At 65.6% G+C, this 19997-nt stretch carries 15 protein-coding genes; 1 reads left to right on the plus strand and 14 read right to left on the minus strand.

Annotated elements, in window-relative coordinates; translation table 11 throughout:
• Positions 1 to 69: 69 nt before the first annotated feature.
• The 4 genes from folM to rho all read right to left on the minus strand — a co-directional run bounded on the left by folM (position 70) and on the right by rho (position 4426).
• Complete coding sequence (gene folM, locus NFH98_RS16825; protein WP_124803466.1) at positions 70 to 783, minus strand: dihydromonapterin reductase; 714 nt, start codon at positions 781 to 783, stop codon at positions 70 to 72.
• Complete coding sequence (locus NFH98_RS16830) at positions 780 to 1559, minus strand: NAD(P)H-flavin reductase (protein WP_108132291.1); 780 nt, start codon at positions 1557 to 1559, stop codon at positions 780 to 782. The genes folM and NFH98_RS16830 overlap by 4 nt, the downstream gene beginning before the upstream one ends.
• A complete protein-coding gene (gene ubiD, locus NFH98_RS16835; RefSeq protein WP_349622969.1) occupies positions 1556 to 3049 on the minus strand; it encodes a 4-hydroxy-3-polyprenylbenzoate decarboxylase in 1494 nt (497 codons plus the stop codon). The genes NFH98_RS16830 and ubiD overlap by 4 nt, the downstream gene beginning before the upstream one ends.
• 117 nt (positions 3050 to 3166) lie before the next feature.
• The gene (rho, locus tag NFH98_RS16840; protein ID WP_045991171.1) at positions 3167 to 4426 is read right to left on the minus strand and encodes a transcription termination factor Rho; all 1260 of its coding nucleotides are present in this window, start codon (positions 4424 to 4426) and stop codon (positions 3167 to 3169) included.
• A 438-nt stretch (positions 4427 to 4864) separates the two neighbouring features.
• Here rho and ppx point away from each other — a divergent pair, with 438 nt between their 5' ends.
• On the plus strand, positions 4865 to 6424 hold the full coding sequence (gene ppx / locus NFH98_RS16845; RefSeq protein ID WP_108132290.1) for an exopolyphosphatase: 1560 nt from the start codon (positions 4865 to 4867) through the stop codon (positions 6422 to 6424).
• A 92-nt stretch (positions 6425 to 6516) separates the two neighbouring features.
• Here the strand turns inward: ppx and tilS are convergent, their stop codons facing one another.
• The 10 genes from tilS to bamA all read right to left on the minus strand — a co-directional run bounded on the left by tilS (position 6517) and on the right by bamA (position 19921).
• On the minus strand, positions 6517 to 7803 hold the full coding sequence (gene tilS, locus NFH98_RS16850) for a tRNA lysidine(34) synthetase TilS (RefSeq protein ID WP_349622970.1): 1287 nt from the start codon (positions 7801 to 7803) through the stop codon (positions 6517 to 6519).
• A gap of 120 nt (positions 7804 to 7923) precedes the next feature.
• On the minus strand, positions 7924 to 8877 hold the full coding sequence (locus tag NFH98_RS16855; protein ID WP_045991173.1) for an acetyl-CoA carboxylase carboxyltransferase subunit alpha: 954 nt from the start codon (positions 8875 to 8877) through the stop codon (positions 7924 to 7926).
• A 158-nt stretch (positions 8878 to 9035) separates the two neighbouring features.
• Positions 9036 to 12545: a DNA polymerase III subunit alpha gene (dnaE, locus tag NFH98_RS16860; protein WP_124803472.1), complete on the minus strand. Its 3510-nt coding sequence runs from the start codon at positions 12543 to 12545 to the stop codon at positions 9036 to 9038.
• A gap of 46 nt (positions 12546 to 12591) precedes the next feature.
• Positions 12592 to 13230 (minus strand): ribonuclease HII, encoded by a 639-nt coding sequence (gene rnhB / locus NFH98_RS16865; RefSeq protein ID WP_231498598.1) that lies wholly within the window; start codon positions 13228 to 13230, stop codon positions 12592 to 12594.
• Entirely contained in the window at positions 13220 to 14503 is a 1284-nt protein-coding gene (gene lpxB / locus NFH98_RS16870; protein WP_348814846.1) for a lipid-A-disaccharide synthase, read from the minus strand. The genes rnhB and lpxB overlap by 11 nt, the downstream gene beginning before the upstream one ends.
• A 144-nt stretch (positions 14504 to 14647) precedes the next feature.
• Positions 14648 to 15415, minus strand: coding sequence for an acyl-ACP--UDP-N-acetylglucosamine O-acyltransferase (lpxA, locus tag NFH98_RS16875; protein WP_045991176.1), 768 nt, complete (start codon positions 15413 to 15415; stop codon positions 14648 to 14650).
• Positions 15412 to 15855: a 3-hydroxyacyl-ACP dehydratase FabZ gene (gene fabZ / locus NFH98_RS16880; protein WP_045991177.1), complete on the minus strand. Its 444-nt coding sequence runs from the start codon at positions 15853 to 15855 to the stop codon at positions 15412 to 15414. Before fabZ ends, lpxA begins: the two co-directional genes overlap by 4 nt.
• Positions 15856 to 15969: 114 nt before the next feature.
• Entirely contained in the window at positions 15970 to 17010 is a 1041-nt protein-coding gene (gene lpxD, locus NFH98_RS16885) for a UDP-3-O-(3-hydroxymyristoyl)glucosamine N-acyltransferase (protein WP_349622971.1), read from the minus strand.
• Positions 17011 to 17066: 56 nt separating this feature from the next.
• A complete protein-coding gene (locus NFH98_RS16890) occupies positions 17067 to 17573 on the minus strand; it encodes an OmpH/Skp family outer membrane protein (protein WP_222516070.1) in 507 nt (168 codons plus the stop codon).
• Positions 17573 to 19921: an outer membrane protein assembly factor BamA gene (gene bamA / locus NFH98_RS16895; protein WP_348814848.1), complete on the minus strand. Its 2349-nt coding sequence runs from the start codon at positions 19919 to 19921 to the stop codon at positions 17573 to 17575. The genes NFH98_RS16890 and bamA overlap by 1 nt, the downstream gene beginning before the upstream one ends.
• Positions 19922 to 19997: the final 76 nt, after the last annotated feature.

The following is a 19997-nucleotide window of genomic DNA, read 5'->3' on the forward strand; positions in this document are numbered from 1 at the left end:
TGTGATGTTGTTGTCAGGGTCATCCAGAGTCTAGGGGGATTCCTCGGGTCAGGCGAGTCCGCCGGCGATTCAGCGCAGGTGGCGGCCACCGTCCACGGCCAGGGTCGTCCCGGTCACATAGCGGTTGTCGAGCAGGTAGCGCAGGCTCTGGTAGATGACCCCTGGCCCCGGCACCATGTCCATCGCCGACTTGGCCCTGGCCTTGGCGGCATAGTCCTCGTCATCGCCCTGATTGAGCATGATCAGCGCGGGTGCAATGGCGTTGACCTGGATCTCTGGGGCATAACGCGCGGCGAAGGACAGCGTCAGATTGTCGAGCCCGGCCTTGGTGGCGGCGTAGGCGGCGTGCTTGCGCGAGCCCTTCTGCACCACATAGTCGGTCATGTGGACGATGTCCCGCTGGGGCTCGCTGCAGGCGTCGAGCAAGGGCTTGGCGTGGAGGTTGATCAGGTAAGGCGCCAGCATATGGATACGGAACAGCCGCTCGAAGGCGGCCCCGGCATCCTCGCCATCGCTGTCCGGTGCCCAGTCGCTGGCGTTGTGGACGATGGCACGCAAGGCGTCTGTCTCGTCCTTGAGCCGCTCCAGGAAGTCGAGGATACCGTCTTCGCTGGAGAAGTCCGCCTGGAGGGTGACGATGCCGCGCTCGCGCATGGCCTCGAGCTCCGGGCGCTCGCGGCGATAGCTGATGATCACCGGCTGGCCGTCCTGTACCAGGCGCTCGGCGCAGTGACGCCCCAGACGCTGGGCGCCACCGGTAATCAGGATCGGCGACGCGCTCATGACTGCTTTTCCCCGACCAGGCTACCGACCACCGGCACCAGAGGGTCGCGTGGCGCGTAGGCGAAGACGTCCGAGAACACCCGTGACGGGTCCAGCCCCAGCGAGGCGAGCACGTCGACACAGGCATAGACCATGCCGGGCGAGCCCGACAGATAGACGTCGTGGCCCGACACATCGCCAAGCTCGGCGGCGAGTGCGGCGTCGATACGGCCATGATGGGCGTGCACCCGCTCGTCGGCGAAGCCTTGCTCGAAGCCTTCCTCGCAGACCGCGTGGAAGCTGACCTTATCGGACTCGGCGACCCACTGCCGGGCCAGGCTCTCGGCGTACAGATCACGGCGTTCCTTGGCCGCCCACCACAGGCTGATGGAGCGCTCGGGGTTGGCGTGGAGCGCCGCCTCGACGATCGCCTTCATCTGGGCGAAGCCGGTACCGGCGGCGATCAGCGTCAGCGGACGATCGCTTTCACCATCCAGCACGCAGTCGCCCCCCGGCAGACGCACGGTCAGGTGCTGGGCCTCGACCAGCATGGCCCTGAGCTGGGCCGAGTTGGAGCGTTCGGGCCAGTGCTGAATATGCAGCTCGAGTCGCCCATCGTCACGATGGCGGCTGGCGATGGAAAAGGGCACCCAGCAGTCATCGTCCAGGCACATTTCCAGGTACTGGCCCGGGGCATGGGCCATGGCCTCGGCGCGTCCTTCCAGAATCACGCGAAACACGTCAGGGGTGAGGTCCTCGACCTCGATGACCTGGCAGGTCAGGGTCCTTGCCGTCATGTCGACCTCTTGTTGCTGTCGGGGAGAGGAATGTCGAATTCGTCCCAGCGCTCGCTGACCCGGGACTTGATGCTGTCGTCCATGGCAATCGCCACGCCCCACTCCCTGTCCGTTTCACCCGGCCACTTGCTGGTGGCGTCCAGGCCCATCTTGGAGCCGAGCCCAGCCACCGGAGAGGCGAAATCGAGGTAGTCGATCGGGGTGTTCTCGACCATCACGGTGTCGCGGGCCGGGTCCATGCGGGTGGTGATGGCCCAGATCACGTCCTCCCACTGGCGAGCGTCGACGTCATCATCCAGCACGACCACGAACTTGGTGTACATGAACTGACGCAGGAAGCTCCATACCCCCATCATTACCCGCTTGGCGTGGCCCGGGTACTGCTTTTTCATGGTCACGACCGCCATGCGGTAGGAGCAGCCTTCCGGGGGCAGATAGAAGTCGACGATCTCAGGGAACTGGCGGCGCAGGATCGGCACGAACACCTCGTTCAAGGCGAGCCCGAGGATCGCAGGCTCGTCCGGTGGACGTCCGGTGTAGGTGGAGTGGTAGATGGCGTCCTTGCGCATGGTCATGCGCGTCACGGTGAACACCGGAAAGGTCTCCACCTCGTTGTAGTAGCCGGTATGGTCGCCGTAGGGACCTTCCGGCGCGGTATCATCGGGGTACAGAAAGCCCTCGAGGATGATCTCGGCAGACGCCGGCACCTGAAGGTCGGCGTGACCGCAGTTGACCAGTTCGGTGCGCGAGCCACGCAGCAGGCCGGCGAAGGCGTACTCGGACAGCGAGTCAGGCACTGGGGTCACCGCCCCCAGAATGGTCGCCGGGTCGGCGCCCAGCGCCACCGCTACAGGGAAGGGCTCACCGGGGTGCGCCTGCTGGAATTCCTGGAAGTCCAGCGCGCCGCCACGATGGGACAGCCAGCGCATGATCAGCCGGTTCTTGCCGAGCTTCTGCTGGCGATAGATACCGAGATTCTGACGACTCTTGTGCGGGCCCTTGGTGATCACCAGCGGCCAGGTCACCAGGGGGGCGGCGTCACCGGGCCAGCAGTGCTGGATCGGCAGTCGATCCAGGTCCACCTCATCGCCCTCGAAGACTCGCTGCTGGACCGGTGCCGAGCGCACGGTCTTGGGACCCATGCTCATGACCTGCTTGAAGATCGGCAGCTTTTCCCAGGCATCGCGAAAGCCCTTGGGCGGTTCCGGCTCCTTGAGAAAGGCCAGCAGCTCACCGACCTCGCGCAGCGCCTCGACAGACTCCTGGCCCATGCCCATGGCGACGCGCTTGGGGGTGCCAAACAGGTTGCCGAGCAGCGGCATTTCGCTGCCCTTGACGTTCTCGAACAACAACGCCGGGCCACCGGCGCGCAGGGTGCGATCGCAGATCTCGGTGATCTCGAGATAGGGGTCCACCTCAGCGGTCACCCGCTTGAGTTCGCCGGCGGCCTCGAGACCCGCGATAAAGTCACGCAAGTCACCATATTTCATGCGATTGCCTCGCTCCCCTGAACACAAAAGGGGCAGCATAGCATGCTGCCCCTCGTCTTGACCTCGGTCACCTGGACCTTGCGTCTGGCGACCGCCCAGGCGCGGCGTTGGCCAACGCTAGCGGCGCTTCATCGCCTCGAAGAATTCGAGGTTGGTCTTGGTGTCCTTGAGTCGGTCGATCAGGAACTCGGTGGCCGCGGTATCGTCCATCGGGTTTAGCAGCTTGCGCAGGATCCACATGCGCTGCATCTCCTCGTCGGAGGCGATCAGGTCCTCACGACGGGTGCCGCTGCGGCGGATGTTGAGCGCGGGATAGACGCGACGCTCGGCCAGACGGCGATCCAGGTGGGCTTCCATGTTGCCGGTGCCCTTGAACTCCTCGAAGATCACCTCGTCCATCTTGGAGCCGGTGTCCACCAGGGCCGTGGCGATGATGGTCAGGCTGCCGCCTTCCTCGATGTTACGCGCGGCACCGAAGAAGCGCTTGGGCTTTTCCAGGGCATGGGCGTCGACACCACCGGTCAGCACCTTGCCGGAGGACGGCACCACGGTGTTGTAGGCGCGCGCCAGACGGGTGATGGAATCGAGCAGGATGACCACGTCCTTCTTGTGCTCGACCAGACGCTTGGCCTTCTCGATCACCATCTCGGCCACCTGGACGTGACGCGCCGGCGGCTCGTCGAAGGTCGAGGCGACCACTTCGCCGCGCACGGTGCGCGACATCTCGGTGACCTCCTCGGGGCGCTCGTCGATCAGCAGCACGATCAACTGGCACTCGGGGTTGTTACGCGTGATCGAGGTGGCGATGTTCTGCAACATCAGCGTCTTGCCCGCCTTGGGCGGCGACACGATCAGGCCACGCTGGCCCTTGCCGATGGGTGCGGTCAGGTCGATGATGCGCGCGGTCAGATCCTCGGTGGAACCATTGCCGATCTCCATGCGCAGACGGTCCTGCGGAAACAGCGGCGTGAGGTTCTCGAACAGGATCTTGTGCTTGGCGTTCTCCGGCCGGTCCAGGTTGATCTGGCTGACCTTCAACAGCGCGAAGTAGCGCTCGCCTTCTTTCGGCGGGCGAATCTTGCCGGAGATGGTGTCGCCCTTGCGCAGGTTGAAGCGCCGGATCTGGGACGGCGACACATAGATATCGTCGGGGCCGGCCAGGTAGGAGCTGTCGGCGCTGCGCAGGAATCCGAAACCGTCCTGAAGGATCTCCAGCACGCCATCGCCGAAGATGTCTTCGCCGCTCTTGGCGTGCTTCTTCAGGATGGCAAAGATGATGTCCTGCTTGCGGGACCGGGCCAGGTTGTCGATACCCATCTCGCGGGCGATATCGAGAAGCTCCGGCACGGGCTTTTGCTTGAGTTCGGTCAGATTCATCAGAGTTCAGAAATTACTCGTGGAAGCCGGGCGGCAAGGCGCCGAGGGGCGAAAAGACACGCCGATTGAGTGCGTTCAGAGCCCGAGGCTGCTCGTGCGAGGCCAGGTAAAGATAATAGGGCCATTGACTGGATTCTCCGGAGGGGAGATCCACGCCAGCGTCTGGACGAGGGAGCAGGTTCATTCGCCGTTGCCAGCGTCTCGCGGGCTTGGGCCGGGGCCTTGGCCGGGAGCGGAGCTGACGTCGTGCGGGCTGTCTGACGACTTGGGATGGTCACGTCGCGGCGGCGGCGCGACCGGGAAAACACATTCGAAACAGGCGAATGACCCGATACTAGACAAGCCGGAAGGGGAACGCAAGCCCCGTGGCGGACCCGGATCATTGACATCCCCCGGGGCGAAACGCAACCTTGATCCATCTCCAGTGAAGGACCCGCCATGAATCAACCCTCGGATACGCTCAGCACCCTGCGCGAGTCGCCCCACGACGCCACCAAGGACCCCGCCCGCCTGGCCGCCATCGATCTGGGCTCCAACAGCTTTCACCTGCTGGTGGCCAACTATCAGGATGACCGGCTGCAGGTGGTGGCGCGGCTGGGCGAAAAGGTCCAGCTGGCGGCGGGCCTGGACGACGACGGCTACCTCAACGAGGACGCCATGACGCGGGCGCTGGACTGCCTGGCTCGCTTTGCGCCCTTTCTCGAGGGCATCCCCGCCTCGCGTATGCGGGTGGTGGGCACCAACGCCCTGCGCGATGCCCACAATAGCCAGGAGTTGATCGACCGCGCCGAGGCCATGCTCGGCACGCGCATCGAGATCATCGCCGGGCGCGAGGAGGCACGCCTGATCTACCTCGGCGCGGCCCACGCCCTGGCCGAGAACGGGCGCCGGCTGATCGTCGATATCGGCGGCGGTTCCACCGAGTTCATCATCGGCGAACAGTTCGAACCCAAGGCGCTGGAAAGCCTCTCCATGGGCTGCGTGACCTTTACCCGACGCTTCTTCGGCGACGGCGATATCAGCGAGAAGCGCATGCGCAACGCCGAACTCGCGGCGTTGTCGGAACTGGCTAATATCCGCAGACCCTACCAGCGTCTGGGCTGGGATGACCCGGTGGGCTCCAGCGGCACCATCAAGGCGGCGGCGGCGGTGATGCACGCGGCAGGCGACGCGCCGGAAGGAGTGATCACTCGCGACGGTCTGGCCAAGTTGAGAAAGCGCTTGATCAAGACCAAGCAGCTCGACAAGGTCTCCATGGACGGGCTCAAGGCCGATCGTGCCCGGGTCTTTCCCGCCGGTGTCGCGATTCTGTGCGCGATCTTCGAGGCCTTCGACCTCAGCGAAATGCGCTACGCCGACGGCGCCCTGCGTGAAGGGGTGCTCTACGACATGGCTGGCCGCAACAGTCCCGAGGACTCGCGTCTAAAGAGCCTGGAGACCCTGGCCCGCTACAACGCCGTCGACGTTCGCCAGGCCGACAATGTGGCCGCCTCGGCCAAGGCGCTGTTCGCCCAGGTCGCCGACGACTGGGGGCTCGATGAGGAACGTGGCCGCTATCTGGAGTGGGCCGCCTGGGTGCACGAGATCGGCCAGTCGATCTCGCACAGTCAGTTCCATCGCCACGGCGCCTATCTGCTCGAGCACTCGGATCTGGCCGGCTTCTCGCGCCCGGAACAGCGCCTGCTGGCCTTCCTGGTCCGCGCCCACCGACGCAAGTTCCCGAGCAAGGAATGGCAGCTGTTGCCGAAGGCCGAACAGCGTGACAGCCAGCGCCTGGCACGCCTGCTTCGACTGGCGGTGATCCTCAACCATTCGCGCCCGGAGCAGCCGCCGGCGACGCCGCGGCTCGAGGTGGACGGCGAGGTCCTGCATCTGCACTACCAGGGCGGCGACGAGCCAGGCCTCTTGTGCACCGACCTGGAACGCGAGGCCGACTACCTGGCCAATACCGACTTCGCGCTCAAGCTGCACGCGAGCACGGCCCACGCCGAAGCCTGAGCCCTCTCACACGGGCCCTGGCCAGAGCCCTTGGTCAAAAGCCACGGCCAGAGCCCTTGGCCAAGCCATCAGCCGGCCCCAGGCGTCGCCCGTCAGGGCGACGCCGTCCAGCCCTCGGCCAGGGCGATCCAGCCCCCTCTGCCGGCGTCCAGCGCCGCCACGCAGCGCTCGCCCTGCCACACCACCAGCACCTGGGCACGCCGCCAGGGCGGCACACCAGCTTCCTGCAGCAGCCGCTTCAGGTCGCGACTTCCTCGCCCGGCAAGCCTCAGCCGTTCGCCGCCCTGGCGCGGGCGCAGCCACAGCGGCAGCGGCGTTTCCTCCTCTGTCGTCGGCAGCTTCATCGACACCCCCGCGACCACCAGGGCGCTCCCTGGCGCCCAGGGGCCTTCGGCAACCTCCAGCGGCTCTCCGGCGCCCTCCCCCATCAGCCACAACGCACCGCGCCAGAGCCGCGCCTCTGCCCCGGGCCAGCTCACCTTGACCTCGGCGTCACGCCGGGCATGACATTGCTCGAGCAGCTCGTCTAACCGTGGTCCCGGTGCCGGCGCAAGTCCCAGCCGACGCATGCACAGCCCGATCAACCAGCGCTGACGGCGCCGTGACAGCGACAGCAGGCCCTCGAGTTCGAGCCTGGCGGGGTCGCCACCCAGCCGCGCCAGATCCTCAAGCGCGTATTCGTCCAGCAGTGCCGCCGCCTCGCCGGCATGCCGTGCACTCGCCGCCAGGGCGTCCGCGGCGTCGGGCCAGCGCTGCTCCAGCGCCGGCACCACCTCATGACGCAGATAGTTGCGATCGAACTCGCGACTGGCGTTGCTGGGGTCCTCGACCCAATCGAGCCCGCGACGCCGGGCTTCGGCTTCCAGTTCGCTTCGCCGGACCTCCAGCAAGGGGCGCTCGATCGAAAGGCCACGCTCCTCACGCCGCGCCGGCATGGCGGCAAGGCCCGCAACGCCTGCGCGCCTGAGTGCGGCCAGCAGCAGCGTCTCGGCCTGGTCATCACGGTGCTGGGCCAGCCACAGCACATCACCGGCGTCCAGGCATTCGACGAAGGCGTCGTAGCGCGCCTGGCGCGCCGCCGCCTCCAGGCCCTTGCCGGAGGTACGGTCCACCCTTGCCCGGACGACCTCGAGGGTTATCCCCAGCTGCGCGCATAGCCTGCGACAGTGGCGCTCGAAGTCATCCGCCGCCGCCTGCAGGCCATGGTGCACGTGGATCGCCCGCAATCGGCGCGACCGCTGCCCGCAGACCCTTGCCGCCAGCGCCAGCAGCACGCAGGAGTCGAGCCCGCCGGACAGCGCGATCCACAACGACCGCTGTCGCGGCACCCGGTCGAGGGCCCGCTCGATTCGCGCTTCAAGGGTGGGAGACGTCGGCATGTCGGCGATTCCTGCAAGTCGGACGTGACGGCTGGTGCCTGGTACGCAGGCGGCCCCCATCGCAGGACGATGGGGGCCGCAGGAACAACGCTGGACGCAGGGAGCTTGCCCGCACGTCACTTACGCCGGGGCGCCATAGCTCATCAGACGCTCGTAGCGACGCTCGAGCAGCGCCGCGGTGTCCATGGCGTCGAGGCGCTCGAGGCTTTCGCCGATGGCGTCGCGCACCCGGGTGGCGGTTTCATGGGGGAAACGATGGGCGCCGCCCAGGGGTTCCTTGATCAGGGTGTCGACGAAGCCCAACTCCTTGAGTCGGCTGGCGGTGATTCCCATGGCCTGGGCGGCGTCGCTGGCCCGCTCGGCGCTCTTCCACAGGATCGAGGCACAGCCTTCCGGCGAGATCACCGAGTAGGTCGAGTATTCGAGCATCATCAGCTCGTCGCAAACGCCGATGGCCAGGGCACCACCGGAACCGCCTTCGCCCACCACGGTGGAAATGATCGGCGTCTCAAGCCGCGACATCACCGCCAGATTGTAGGCGATGGCCTCGCTCTGGCCGCGCTCCTCGGCGTCGATGCCAGGGTAGGCGCCAGGGGTGTCGATAAAGGTCAGCACCGGCATCTTGAAGCGCTCGGCCATCTCCATCAGACGGCAGGCCTTGCGATAGCCTTCCGGACGCGGCATGCCGAAGTTGCGGCGCACCTTCTCCTTGACGTCGCGGCCCTTCTGGTGGCCGATGATCATCACCGGACGATCATTGAGTCGCGCCACACCGCCGACGATGGCAGCGTCATCGGCGAACTCGCGATCACCGTGCAGTTCGTCGAAGTCAGTGAATACGTGCTCGAGGTAGTCCAGGGTGTAGGGACGCTGGGGATGGCGCGACAGCTGGGATACCTGCCACGGCGACAGGTCCTTGAAGATCGACTCGGTGAGCTTGCGGCTCTTTTCCTCGAGTCGGGAAATTTCGTCCGCCAGGCTGACCTGGCTGTCGTTGCCGACCAGACGCAGTTCTTCGATCTTGGCCTGCAGTTCGGCGATGGGCTGTTCGAAATCGAGATAGTTGGGATTCATGGGCCAGCCTTGTGGTCATGGTCAGGCGGGCGCGACGCAGTCGTCGCAAGCCCACCCATGGCAAAGAAAAAGTGGTGTGCATTATCGCACCCTGACCGGGCCACGCAAGGCGCAGCGGGTCAAGATCGTCGTAGAGGCGCCCTCGCAACCCCGCGCCGCTAGCGATACTTGAGGCGGACGCCGTCCTGGCCCTCGACCTCACGCAGCGCGATCAGCAGGTCGTCGGATGGCAGCACCTTCCACTGCTCGTCGAGTTCGAGCCAGCCGGTGGCCTCCAGATTGCGGTAGCGCAGGCGCACCGGCAGGCCTTCCTGGTGACGATGAGGCTCGAGGCTCGTGCGCAGGCTGTCGATCAGTCGACCGTTGGCCTCGCGACCATCCACCGAGACTTCTACCGCCTGACCGAAGCGCGAGCGCGCCTGGACCATGGGGGTGACCTCCTTGCCGCGCAGGCGCAGGCCGCCGGAGTAGTCGTCGCTGGACACCTCGCCTTCGATGATCAGCACCTCGGCGTTGTCGAGCTGTTCGCGCACGCTGTCGTAGAGCTCACCGAACAGCGACGCCTCGATGCGCCCGGTACGGTCGTCCAGGGTCACGAACGCCATGGTGTCGCCACGCTTTGACTTCATGGTGCGCTGGGCCACCACCAGGCCGGCGACCCGCTGGGGCTCGCGGGACGGCTTCAAGTCGGCGATGCGGGTCGAGACGAAGCGCGAAAGCTCTTCCTCGTATTCATCGATGGGATGGCCGGTCAGGTAGAGGCCCAGGGTGTCCTTCTCGCCGGCCAGGCGCTCGCGATCGCTCCACTCACGCACCCGCAGATAGTCGGCGTAGGGATCGCTGGCGCTGTCGTCCTCGTCCGGGGCGAAGGCCTCGCCAAACAGATCCATCATCCCGGCGCTCTGGTTCTTGTGGCTCTGGGCCGCGGCCTTCAGGGCGTCATCCAGCGAGGCGGCCAGCACGGCGCGGTTGGGCCCCAGGTTGTCCAGCGCCCCGGAGCGGATCAAGGCTTCCAGGGTGCGCTTGTTCATGCGCTTGGGGTCGATCCGCCGACAGAAGTCGAACAGGTCGCTGAAGGGGCCGTCTGCGCTGCGCGCCTCGACGATGGCGCCGATGGGACCTTCGCCCACGCCGCGGATCGCGCCCAGGCCGTAGACCACCCGCCCCTCTTCGTCGACGGTGAACTTGTAGCCACCGACATTGACGTCCGGCGGGGTCACCGTCAGCTTGAGGTGACGACACTCCTCGATCAGCGGCACCACCTTGTCGAGGTTGTCCATCTCGGTGGACATTACCGCCGCCATGAAGGGACCCGGATAGTGGGCCTTGAGCCAGGCGGTCTGGTAGGACACCAGGGCGTAGGCGGCGGAATGCGACTTGTTGAAGCCGTAGCCGGCGAACTTCTCCACCAGGTCGAAGATGTTGCCCGCCAGGTCGGCATCGATGCCGTTGGCCGCGCAGCCCTCCATGAAGCCGGCGCGCTGCTTGGCCATCTCTTCCGGCTTCTTCTTGCCCATGGCACGCCGCAACAGGTCGGCCTGGCCCAGCGAGTAGCCGGCCATCACCTGGGCGATCTGCATCACCTGCTCCTGGTACAGGATGATGCCGTAGGTGGGCTGCAGCACCGGCTTGAGCAGTTCGTGCTGGTAGTCCGGGTGCGGATAGGATATCTCCGCCCGACCGTGCTTGCGGTTGATGAAGTCGTCGACCATGCCGGACTGAAGCGGACCGGGACGGAACAGCGCCACCAGGGCGATCATGTCCTCCAGCGAGTCCGGCAGCAGGCGCTTGATCAGCTCCTTCATGCCGCGGGATTCGAGCTGGAACACGGCGGTGGTCTCGGCCTTCTTGAGCATCTCGAAGGTCTTGCCGTCATCCAGCGGAATGGTGTCGATATCGAGCGGTCCCTGGCCCTCCTTCGAGCGCACCTTGTCGACCATCTCCAACGCCCAGTCGATGATGGTCAGGGTGCGCAGGCCAAGAAAGTCGAACTTGACCAGGCCGGCGTCCTCGATGTCGTTCTTGTCGAACTGCACCACCAGACCGGAGCCGTCTTCATCGCACAACAGCGGCGAGAAGTCGGTCAGCTTGGTCGGAGCGATCACCACGCCACCGGCGTGCTTGCCGGTGCCTCGGGTCACGCCCTCGAGCTTGAGCGCCATGTCCCAGATTTCCTGGGCCTCCTCGTCGGCCTCGAGGAACTCCTTGAGCTGAGGCTCCTCCTCGATGGCCTTGGCCAGGGTCATGCCGACCTCGAAGGGGATCAGCTTGGACAGCTTGTCACCCAGCGAATAGGGCTTGCCCTGGGCCCGGGCCACGTCGCGCACCACCGCCTTGGCGGCCATGGTGCCGAAGGTGACGATCTGGGACACCGCGTTGCGGCCATAGCGCTCGGCCACGTAGTCGATGACCCGGTCGCGCTTCTCCATGCAGAAGTCGACGTCGAAGTCGGGCATGGAGACACGTTCCGGGTTGAGGAAGCGCTCGAACAGCAGGTCGTACTGGATCGGGTCGAGGTCGGTGATCTTCTGGGCGTAGGCCACCAGCGAGCCGGCACCGGACCCCCGCCCCGGCCCCACCGGCACGTCGTTGTCCTTGGCCCACTGGATGAAGTCCATCACGATCAGGAAGTAGCCAGGGAACCCCATCTGCAGAATGATGTTCAGCTCGAAGTCCAGGCGCTCGCGGTAGCGTTGCTCGAGGGCCGCCCATTCGTCGCTGTCGCGGGGGTGCTGCGCCACCGGATAGAGCGCCTCGAGGCGCTCGGTCAGGCCGTCGTGGGAGATCTTGCGGAAGAACTCGTCCTGGGTCATGCCCTCGGGGATGCCGTACTCCGGCAGGAAGATCTCGCCCAGACGCACGTCGACGTTGCAGCGCGCGGCGATCATTACGCTGTTTTCCAGCGCCTCGGGGATATCGGCGAACAGCTCGGCCATCTCCTGGGGCGACTTCAGGTACTGCTCTTCGGTGTAACGGCGCTCACGTCGGGGATCGTCGAGCGCCTTGCCCTCACCGATGGAGACCCGGGTCTCGTGGGCCCAGAAGTCCTCGCGCTTCAAAAAGCGCACGTCATTGGTGGCCACCACCGGCACCCCGGTGTCCAGCGCCAGCGCCACCGAGGCGTGTACGCAGTCTTCTTCCAGCGGGCGGCCGGTACGGGTCAGCTCCAGATAGAAACGTCCCTGGAAGGCCTGGCACCAGTCGTCCAGCAGGCGCCTGGCATCGGCGTGAAGATCGCTGAGCAGGTGGCGACCGACATCGCCATCGCGACCACCAGACAGCGCAATCAGCCCCTCGTTCTGCTCGAGCACCCAGGCCTTCTCCAGGTAGGCCCGCCCCTGGCGCTGGCCCTCGACCCAGCCACGCGAGATCAGCTCGGTCAGATTGCGGTAGCCGACGTCGTTCATCGCCAGCAGGGTCACCCGATAGGGGTGATCCAGGTCGTGGCCGTTGACCAGCCACAGATCTGCGCCGATGACCGGCTTCATGCCGGCGCCCTGGACACCGTTGTAGAACTTCACCAGGCCGAACAGGTTGGCCTCGTCGGTCAGCGCCAGCGCCGGCGCCCCGTGCTCGATGCCCGCCTTGACGTACGGCTTGAGGCGCACCAGGCCATCGACGAGGGAGAACTCGCTGTGGACGCGAAGATGAACGAAGGGAGCGGACATGAGAAAGCCTTACCTCGACCCGCCGTGGCGGGTGTGTGAAAACGGGTCAGAACAGCGCCAGTTGACGCTTTACCGGTGCAAACGACCGGCGATGCTCGGCCAGCGGCCCGAGGCGTTCGAGCGCGGCCAGATGCTCAGGCGTCGGGTAGCCCTTGTGGCGGGCGAAGCCGTAGTCGGGATAGCGCTCGTCGAGGGCCAGCATGGCCGCGTCACGGGCCACCTTGGCCAGGATGGAGGCGGCGGCGATGGCCGGATGGCGGGCATCGCCCTTGACCACGGCCTGGCCCGGAACATGATGCCCGGGCAGCCGATTGCCGTCCACCAGCAGGTACTCAGGAGCCGGCGCCAGACCATCGATGGCCCGGCGCATCGCCAGATGGGTGGCGTGATAGATATTGAGCCGGTCGATCTCTTCGGGGCTCGCCTCGGCCACATGGTAGGCCAGAGCATGCTCGCGTATCTGGCCGTCGAGCGCCTCGCGACGCTTGGCACTCAGCGCCTTGGAGTCATTGAGTCCGCTGATCGGCACCGAGGGATCGAGGATCACCGCCGCTGCCACCACCGAGCCCACCAGCGGCCCTCGACCAACCTCATCGACACCGGCCAGCAAGCTGCCATCATAGTTCACCACCAGCGGCGGCAAGGCGGGCTTGTTGCTGCGCCTGGACTTCGCTTCAGCGGCCACCGCCAGCCTCCTGACGGACATCATCCGTTTCATCAGCCGTGGCCTCGGCCACCTCCTCGGCCAGCCGAGGCGATACGCTTTCCGGCAACGGCTGTCCCGCTACCAGCGCTTCGATGGCCTCCGCCGCACGCCGGCTGGCGTCACGCTGCAACCCCTCGTGCATGGCGGCAAAGCGAGCCTCGAGCGCAGTCCGCGCCGCTTCATCGTCGAGCAACTCGCCCAGGCGGGTGGCAATGGCCTCGCTGCTGGCCTCGTCCTGGATCAACTCCGGCACCAGCGATTCGCGGGCGATCAGATTGGGCAGCGAGATCCACTCGGTCTTGACCATCAGCCGAGCGATGCGATGGGTCATCGGCGCCATGCGGTAGCCCACCAGCATGGGGCGATGACACAGCATCGCCTCCAGCGCCGCGGTGCCGGAAGCCAGCAGCACCAGGTCGCTTGCCACCATGGCCTCACGAGCCTGGCCATCGAGCAGGCTGACGCAGGCCGCAAGCGCCGGCCGCACGGCCAGCAGCGCCTCGAGCTCCTGCCTGCGCTCGGGCGTGGCCGCCGGGATCACCACCGCAAGCCCCGGCCTTGCCTTGACCAGGCGCTCGGCAGCCTCCAGGAAGGTCTCCCCCATGAAGCGGATCTCGTTGCGCCGGGAGCCGGGCAGCAACGCCAGCACCCGGGCGTCGGCGGCAATCCCCAGCGCCTCGCGCGTGGCCCGGCGGTCGTTGACCAGCGGCAGCTCATCGGCCAACGGATGGCCGACGAAGGCCACCGGCACCCGGTGCTTGACGTAGAAGGCCGCCTCGAACGGCAGAAAGGTCAGCATGGCGTCCACCGAGCGGGCGATGCCCTTGACCCGCCCCTGACGCCAGGCCCATACAGACGGGCTGACGTAGTGGGCGGTGGTGACACCTGATTCGCGCAGCTGGCGCTCGAGGCCAAGATTGAAGTCCGGGGCGTCGATTCCGACCATGATGTCGGGTTCCCAGTCCAGTGCATCCCGACGCAGGGTGCGGCGCACGCGGATCAGCTCTGGCAGGTGCTTGATCACCTCCACCAGCCCCATCACCGACAGGGTCTCCAGCGGATACAACGACTCGAGCCCCTCGGCGATCATGCGCGGGCCACCCAGTCCTCGGAATGCCACCTCGGGATGACGCGCCTTGAGCGCGCGCATCAGGCTTGCGCCGAGAATATCGCCGGACAGTTCACCGGCCACCAGGTAGACGCGGCGGATTGAGCCTGCCTCGCTGGCGACATCGCGTGCAGCGTGTGTCATGACGGATCCCTGACTGGCTGAACAAGTCTGACGATGGAAGGGTGCCCAAGCCGACGACGGCCATCAAGATGGCCGACGACACTGGGGCTGACGCCCGCCGCTGCGGGCGCCGACCGCCGGCCCGACCGCCGGGCCGATGACTGCCTAGCGGATGATGCCCCGCGAGGACGCCTCGATGGAGGCCACGAAGGCTTCGGTCTCGGCCAGCGAGAAGCGCTGGCGGATCTCGCCGATGGCCTGTTCCACGGTGAGCCCCTGACGGTACACCAGCTTGTAGGATTCGCTGAGGGCGCGGATGGCTTCCGTCGCAAAGCCGCGGCGCTTGAGCCCGACCACGTTGAGTCCGTGGGCCTGGGCCGGATTGCCGTTGATCATCACGAAGTCCGGGGTGTCCTTGGTGATGATCGAGCCACCGCCTGCCATGGCGTGGGAGCCGAAACGACAGAACTGATGGATGGCGGATAGCCCGCCAATGATCGCGAAGTCGCCCAGGTGCACGTGGCCCGCCAAGGTGACCTGATTGGCCAGGATGCAGTCGTCGCCGATCACGCAGTCATGGCCGACGTGGACGTAGGCCATGAACAGGTTGCGCGAGCCGATGGTGGTCTCGCTGCGATCCTGAACGGTGCCCCGGTGCAGGGTGACGCCCTCGCGCACGACGTTGTCGTCACCCATCACCAGGCGGGTCGGCTCACCCTGGTACTTCTTGTCCTGGCAGGCCTCCCCCACCGAGGCAAACTGGAAGATGCGGGTACGCTCGCCCAGCACGGTGGGGCCCTGCACCACGACGTGGGGGCCGATGACCGACCCGGCGCCAATCTCGACGTCTGGGCCGATCACACTGAAGGGCCCCACCTCGACATCGTCGGCCAGGCGGGCGCCGGGGTCTACGATGGCGGTCGGATGTATCAAGCGATCTTCCTCTCGGCACAGATGATGTCGGCCTCACAGGCCAGCTCGCCTTCCACGGTGGCACGGCACTTGAACTTCCAGATACCCCGCTTGGCCCGCTCGACCTCGGCGCGCAGCTCAAGCTTGTCGCCCGGCATCACCGGGCGCTTGAAGCGCACGTTGTCGCTGCCGACCAGGTAGTATACATAGCCATCGGCGGGTAGCTTGTTGACGGTCTTGAAGCCCAGGATACCGCAGGCCTGGGCCAGCGCTTCCACCACCAGCACGCCGGGCATGATCGGGTGGTGGGGGAAGTGACCATTGAAGAACGGCTCGTTGATGCTGACGTTCTTGTAGGCAACGATGGTTTCGCCAAGGGTCAGTTCCGTGACCCGATCCACCAGCAGAAAAGGATAGCGGTGGGGCAGATATTCGCGAATCTCGTTGATGTCCATAACCATCGTAGCGACCTCTGAAATGACAAGAGCCCTTCTCCCTGGAAGGACATGACCGGCGGGGGCCAAGGGCACCATACCGGCAATAGGCGGTGGATTATACCGACCTGTACCCGCCCCTCAAGCCTCGCCGGAGCCTCGCTTCTCCAGACGATTGACCCGCTTGGCGATACTGTCGAGCTGCTTGAAACGCACCGCATTGCGGCGCCACTGACTGTTTTCCATGGCCCCGGTGCCCGAGGAATAGACCCCGGGTTCGAGGATGGAGTTGGTCACCAGGCTCATGCCGGTGACCTGGACGCCGTCGCAGATGGTCAGGTGGCCGGACAGCCCCACTCCGCCACCCAGCATGCAGTGGCGGCCCACCCAGGTGGAACCGGCGATGCCGACACAGCCGGCCAGGGCGCTGTGGTCACCGATGTGCACGTTGTGGGCGATCTGCACCTGGCTGTCGATCTTGACGTCGTTGCCGATCACGGTGTCACCCAGCGCCCCACGGTCGATGCTCGAGCAACTGCCGACCTCGACATCATCGCCGAGCACCGCGCCACCGAGCTGGGCGATCTTGCGCCAACCGCCACCGTCGTGGGCAAAACCGAAGCCATCGCCACCGATCACGCAACCGCTGTGCAAGATGACACGCTTGCCGACGACCACGCCGTGATAGAGGGTGACGTTGGCGTGCAGGAAACCGTCCTCGCCAATCTCGCAGTCCGCCCCGACCACCGAACCGGGCCCGACCACCACACGATCCCCCAGGCGAGCACCTGACTCGATCACCGCATTGGGGCCGATCGAGACGTCGGCACCCAGACTGGCGTCCTCGGCCACCACCGCACTGGGATGGATGCCCGGCTGGTGCGCGTCGGCCTGGGGGTCAAGCATGCGCGAAAGCTCGGCGTAGCCGAGGTAGGGATTGTCCAGCACCAGCGCTGGCACCGGGCAGGCGTCGAGATGGTCGGCGTGCAGCAGTACCGCCGCCGCCCGGGTGGACGGCAGGTCCTTCAGATAGGCGCGATTGGCAAGAAAGCTCACCTGATCGGGGCCGGCGTCCTTGAGCGTCGCCAGGCCAACGATACGTTGGCTGCCGTCACCGTGCAGGCGAGCGCCCAGGCGAGAGGCGATATCGGAGAGGTTTGGCTGTGTACGTGTCGATTTCATGTATGACCGTAATGCGGTGACGACGGAATTCGGGACAGGCGCTGTCGGCGATTCCCTCAGTACGTGTTGAGCAGCCGGGTGACCTCGGCCGTCAGGTCCGGCAGATCACGACCGCTGTGCAGGACACCGTCCGGTGTCACCAGCACCTCGACCTCGTGACGCTCGATGACCTGAGCGACCGCCTGGTCGACCCTGCCTTCCAGGCGACTTATCAAACGCTGTTCGGCTTCCTGGCGAGCCTCGAGGATATCACGTCTGAGGCGATCGAAACGCTGCCCTTTTCGCTGAAATTCCTGAACCCGTGAGGGGCTCGGCTGCCCTTCGGCAGCCGCCAGGTCGTCGGCCAGGGCCTCGAGCTCAAGGCGTAGCGTTTCGGCCTCGCGCTGCCAGGGTGCGACCTGTTGCTGCAGGCTCTGCATGGCACTGCGGGCGGCCTCGGTGTCGAGCACGGCGCGACGCCAGTCGAGCACCGCCACCTGGGACGCCGATGCCGACACCGGGCTGCTCAGTGCAGCGGCCAGCGCCAACCACACCAGCCAGCGGCGACGGCCGCCTGTCCTCATCAGAAGGTCTGACCCAGCGAGAACTGGAACACCTGGGTGTCGTCCTCGTCCTCGTCATTGAGCGGCTCGGCCACGCTGAAGGTCAGGGGACCCACCGGCGTCAGCCAGGAGACGCCCACGCCCACACTGTAGCGTATATCGCTGAATTCCACCCCGGAGTTGCACTTCTTGCGATCCTCGTCCTCGGACAGCACGTCGTAGCACTCGGTGAGGAAGGTGTTACCGGCATCGACGAACAGCGACGGCTGCACCGAGCGCTTGTCCTCGACGAACGGCATCGGGAAGATCAGCTCCATGCTGCCCTCGAGCAGCACGTTACCGCCGAGGGTCTCGTCATCACCGTCCTCACGTTCGGTGGTGAGCTGGCCCAGGGTGTTGTCGGTGAAACCACGCACCGAGCCCAGGCCACCGGCGAGGAAGTTCTCGTAGAACGGATAGGGGTCGCTCGAATTGATGGCATCGGCGTAGCCCAGCTGGCCACTGAACTTCAACGACCAGGTCTGCTCTTCGTTGAACGGGAAGAAGTGCTTGGCCTGGGCCCTGGCCTTGTAGTACTCGGCGTCACTGCCGGGCACCCCGAGTTCCAGCGACAGCCGCTGGTAATTACCCGCCGTCGGCATGATGCCGCGGTTGAGGTCGTTGCGGGTCCAGCTGCCGGTGGCCGACAGGGTACTGGCGTCGTCACCCTCGTCGAGCACGTAACGCTTGATCTCCGACGGGGTGTCATCGTAGGTGTCGATCTCGAGCTTCTCGATGTTGGCGCCGAAGTTCATCCGCGTCAGCTCGTTGATCGGGTAGCCGAAGTTGATCCCGGCACCGAGGGCATCGGTGGAGTAGGTGGAGATGTCGGAATCTTCGTAGTCCGTGGCCCGGTAGTAGAAGTTGTAGCCGCGGGAGATGCCGTCCAGGGTCCAGTAGGGATCGGTGAAGCCGAAGTTGACGCTGGTGTAGGTATCACTCTTCTGGGCGCCGATATTGACCCGGTTGCCGCTACCCAGGAAGTTGTTCTGGGACAGCGAGGCACCGTAGATGACGCCGGCACTCTGGGAGAAGCCGAGACTCGCCGACAGCGAGCCTGAGGGCTGTTCCTCGACGGTGTAGGTGACGTCGAGCTGGTCGCTCTCGCCGGGGACCGGCTCGGTCTGCACCTGCACCTGCTTGAAGAAGCCAAGGCGCTCGAGGCGCTGGCGCGACTGGGAGATGGCCTCGGTGGAGGCAGGCGCGCTCTCCATCTGGATCATCTCACGGCGCAGCACTTCATCCTTGGTGGTGGTGTTGCCGACGAACTGGATACGCCGTACGTAAGCGCGACGCCCCGGCGCCACCTGGAAGCTCAGGTCCACCGTCTCACCGTCGCTGCGCACCTCGGGGATACCGTTGACCTCGGCGAAGGCAAAGCCCTCGGCACCCAGGCGCGAGCGCATGGCCTCAGAGGACGCCACCACGTCGCTGCGCGAGAAGATATCACCGGATTCGAACTGCAGCAGCTCGCGGGCCTCAGCCTCGGCCACCTTGAGATCGCCGACGAAGCTGATGTCGCCGACCCGGTAGCGATTGCCTTCATCGACGTTGATGGTGATGAAGATGCGCGACTTGTCCGGGCTGATCGATACCTGGCTCGAGGTGATCTCGAAGTTCACGTAGCCACGATCGAGGTAGTAGGAGCGCAGCCGCTCCAGGTCACCGGCCAGCGCCTCGCGGGAGTACTCGTCGGCGGAGAACCAGCCGAAGAACAGACCGGGATCGTCCTCGAGCTCGAACTCGTCGAGCAGGATCTCGTCGGAATAGGCTTCATTGCCGACGATGTTGATCTGGCGGATCTTGGCGACGGCGCCTTCATTGATGTTGATATCGACCCGCACCCGACCCTGGCCCACCGGCGTAAGCTCAGTGTCGATGCGCGCGCTGTAGCGGCCCTGGGACTGGTAGAGGCCTTCTAGCTCACGCTTCATCTCGTCGATGGTCGAGAGCTGCAGCACCTGGCCTTCGCTGATGCCGGCCTGCTTGAGGCCCGCACGCAGGTCCTCGTCGGGAATCTGGGAGTTGCCTTCGATATTCAGCGCCGAGATCGTCGGGCGCTCCTCCACCTGGATGATCAGGACGTCGCCTTCACGGGCCAGCTGGATATCTTCGAACAGTCCGGTGGCAAACAGCTGGCGAGCCGCTTCGGCCAGTTCACTGTCGTCCACTCGATCGCGAGCGTTGACGGGAAAAGCATTGAAGACGGAAGCCGCAGAGACCCGTTGAAGGCCTTCCACGCGAATGTCCGACACGGTGAAAGGGGCCGCGTGCGCCACCTGGGCACAGGCGGTCAAGAGTGTCGCCAATCCGATGGTCTTGATTTTCATGCAGTCGTTTCGCTCGCGTTGAGTCAGCGTACCTGTCCAGACAGGCACCTTATACATTTCTCCGCCTCACTGACAA

This window comes from Halomonas sp. H33-56, assembly GCF_040147035.1.
Lineage (GTDB): Bacteria > Pseudomonadota > Gammaproteobacteria > Pseudomonadales > Halomonadaceae > Halomonas > Halomonas litopenaei.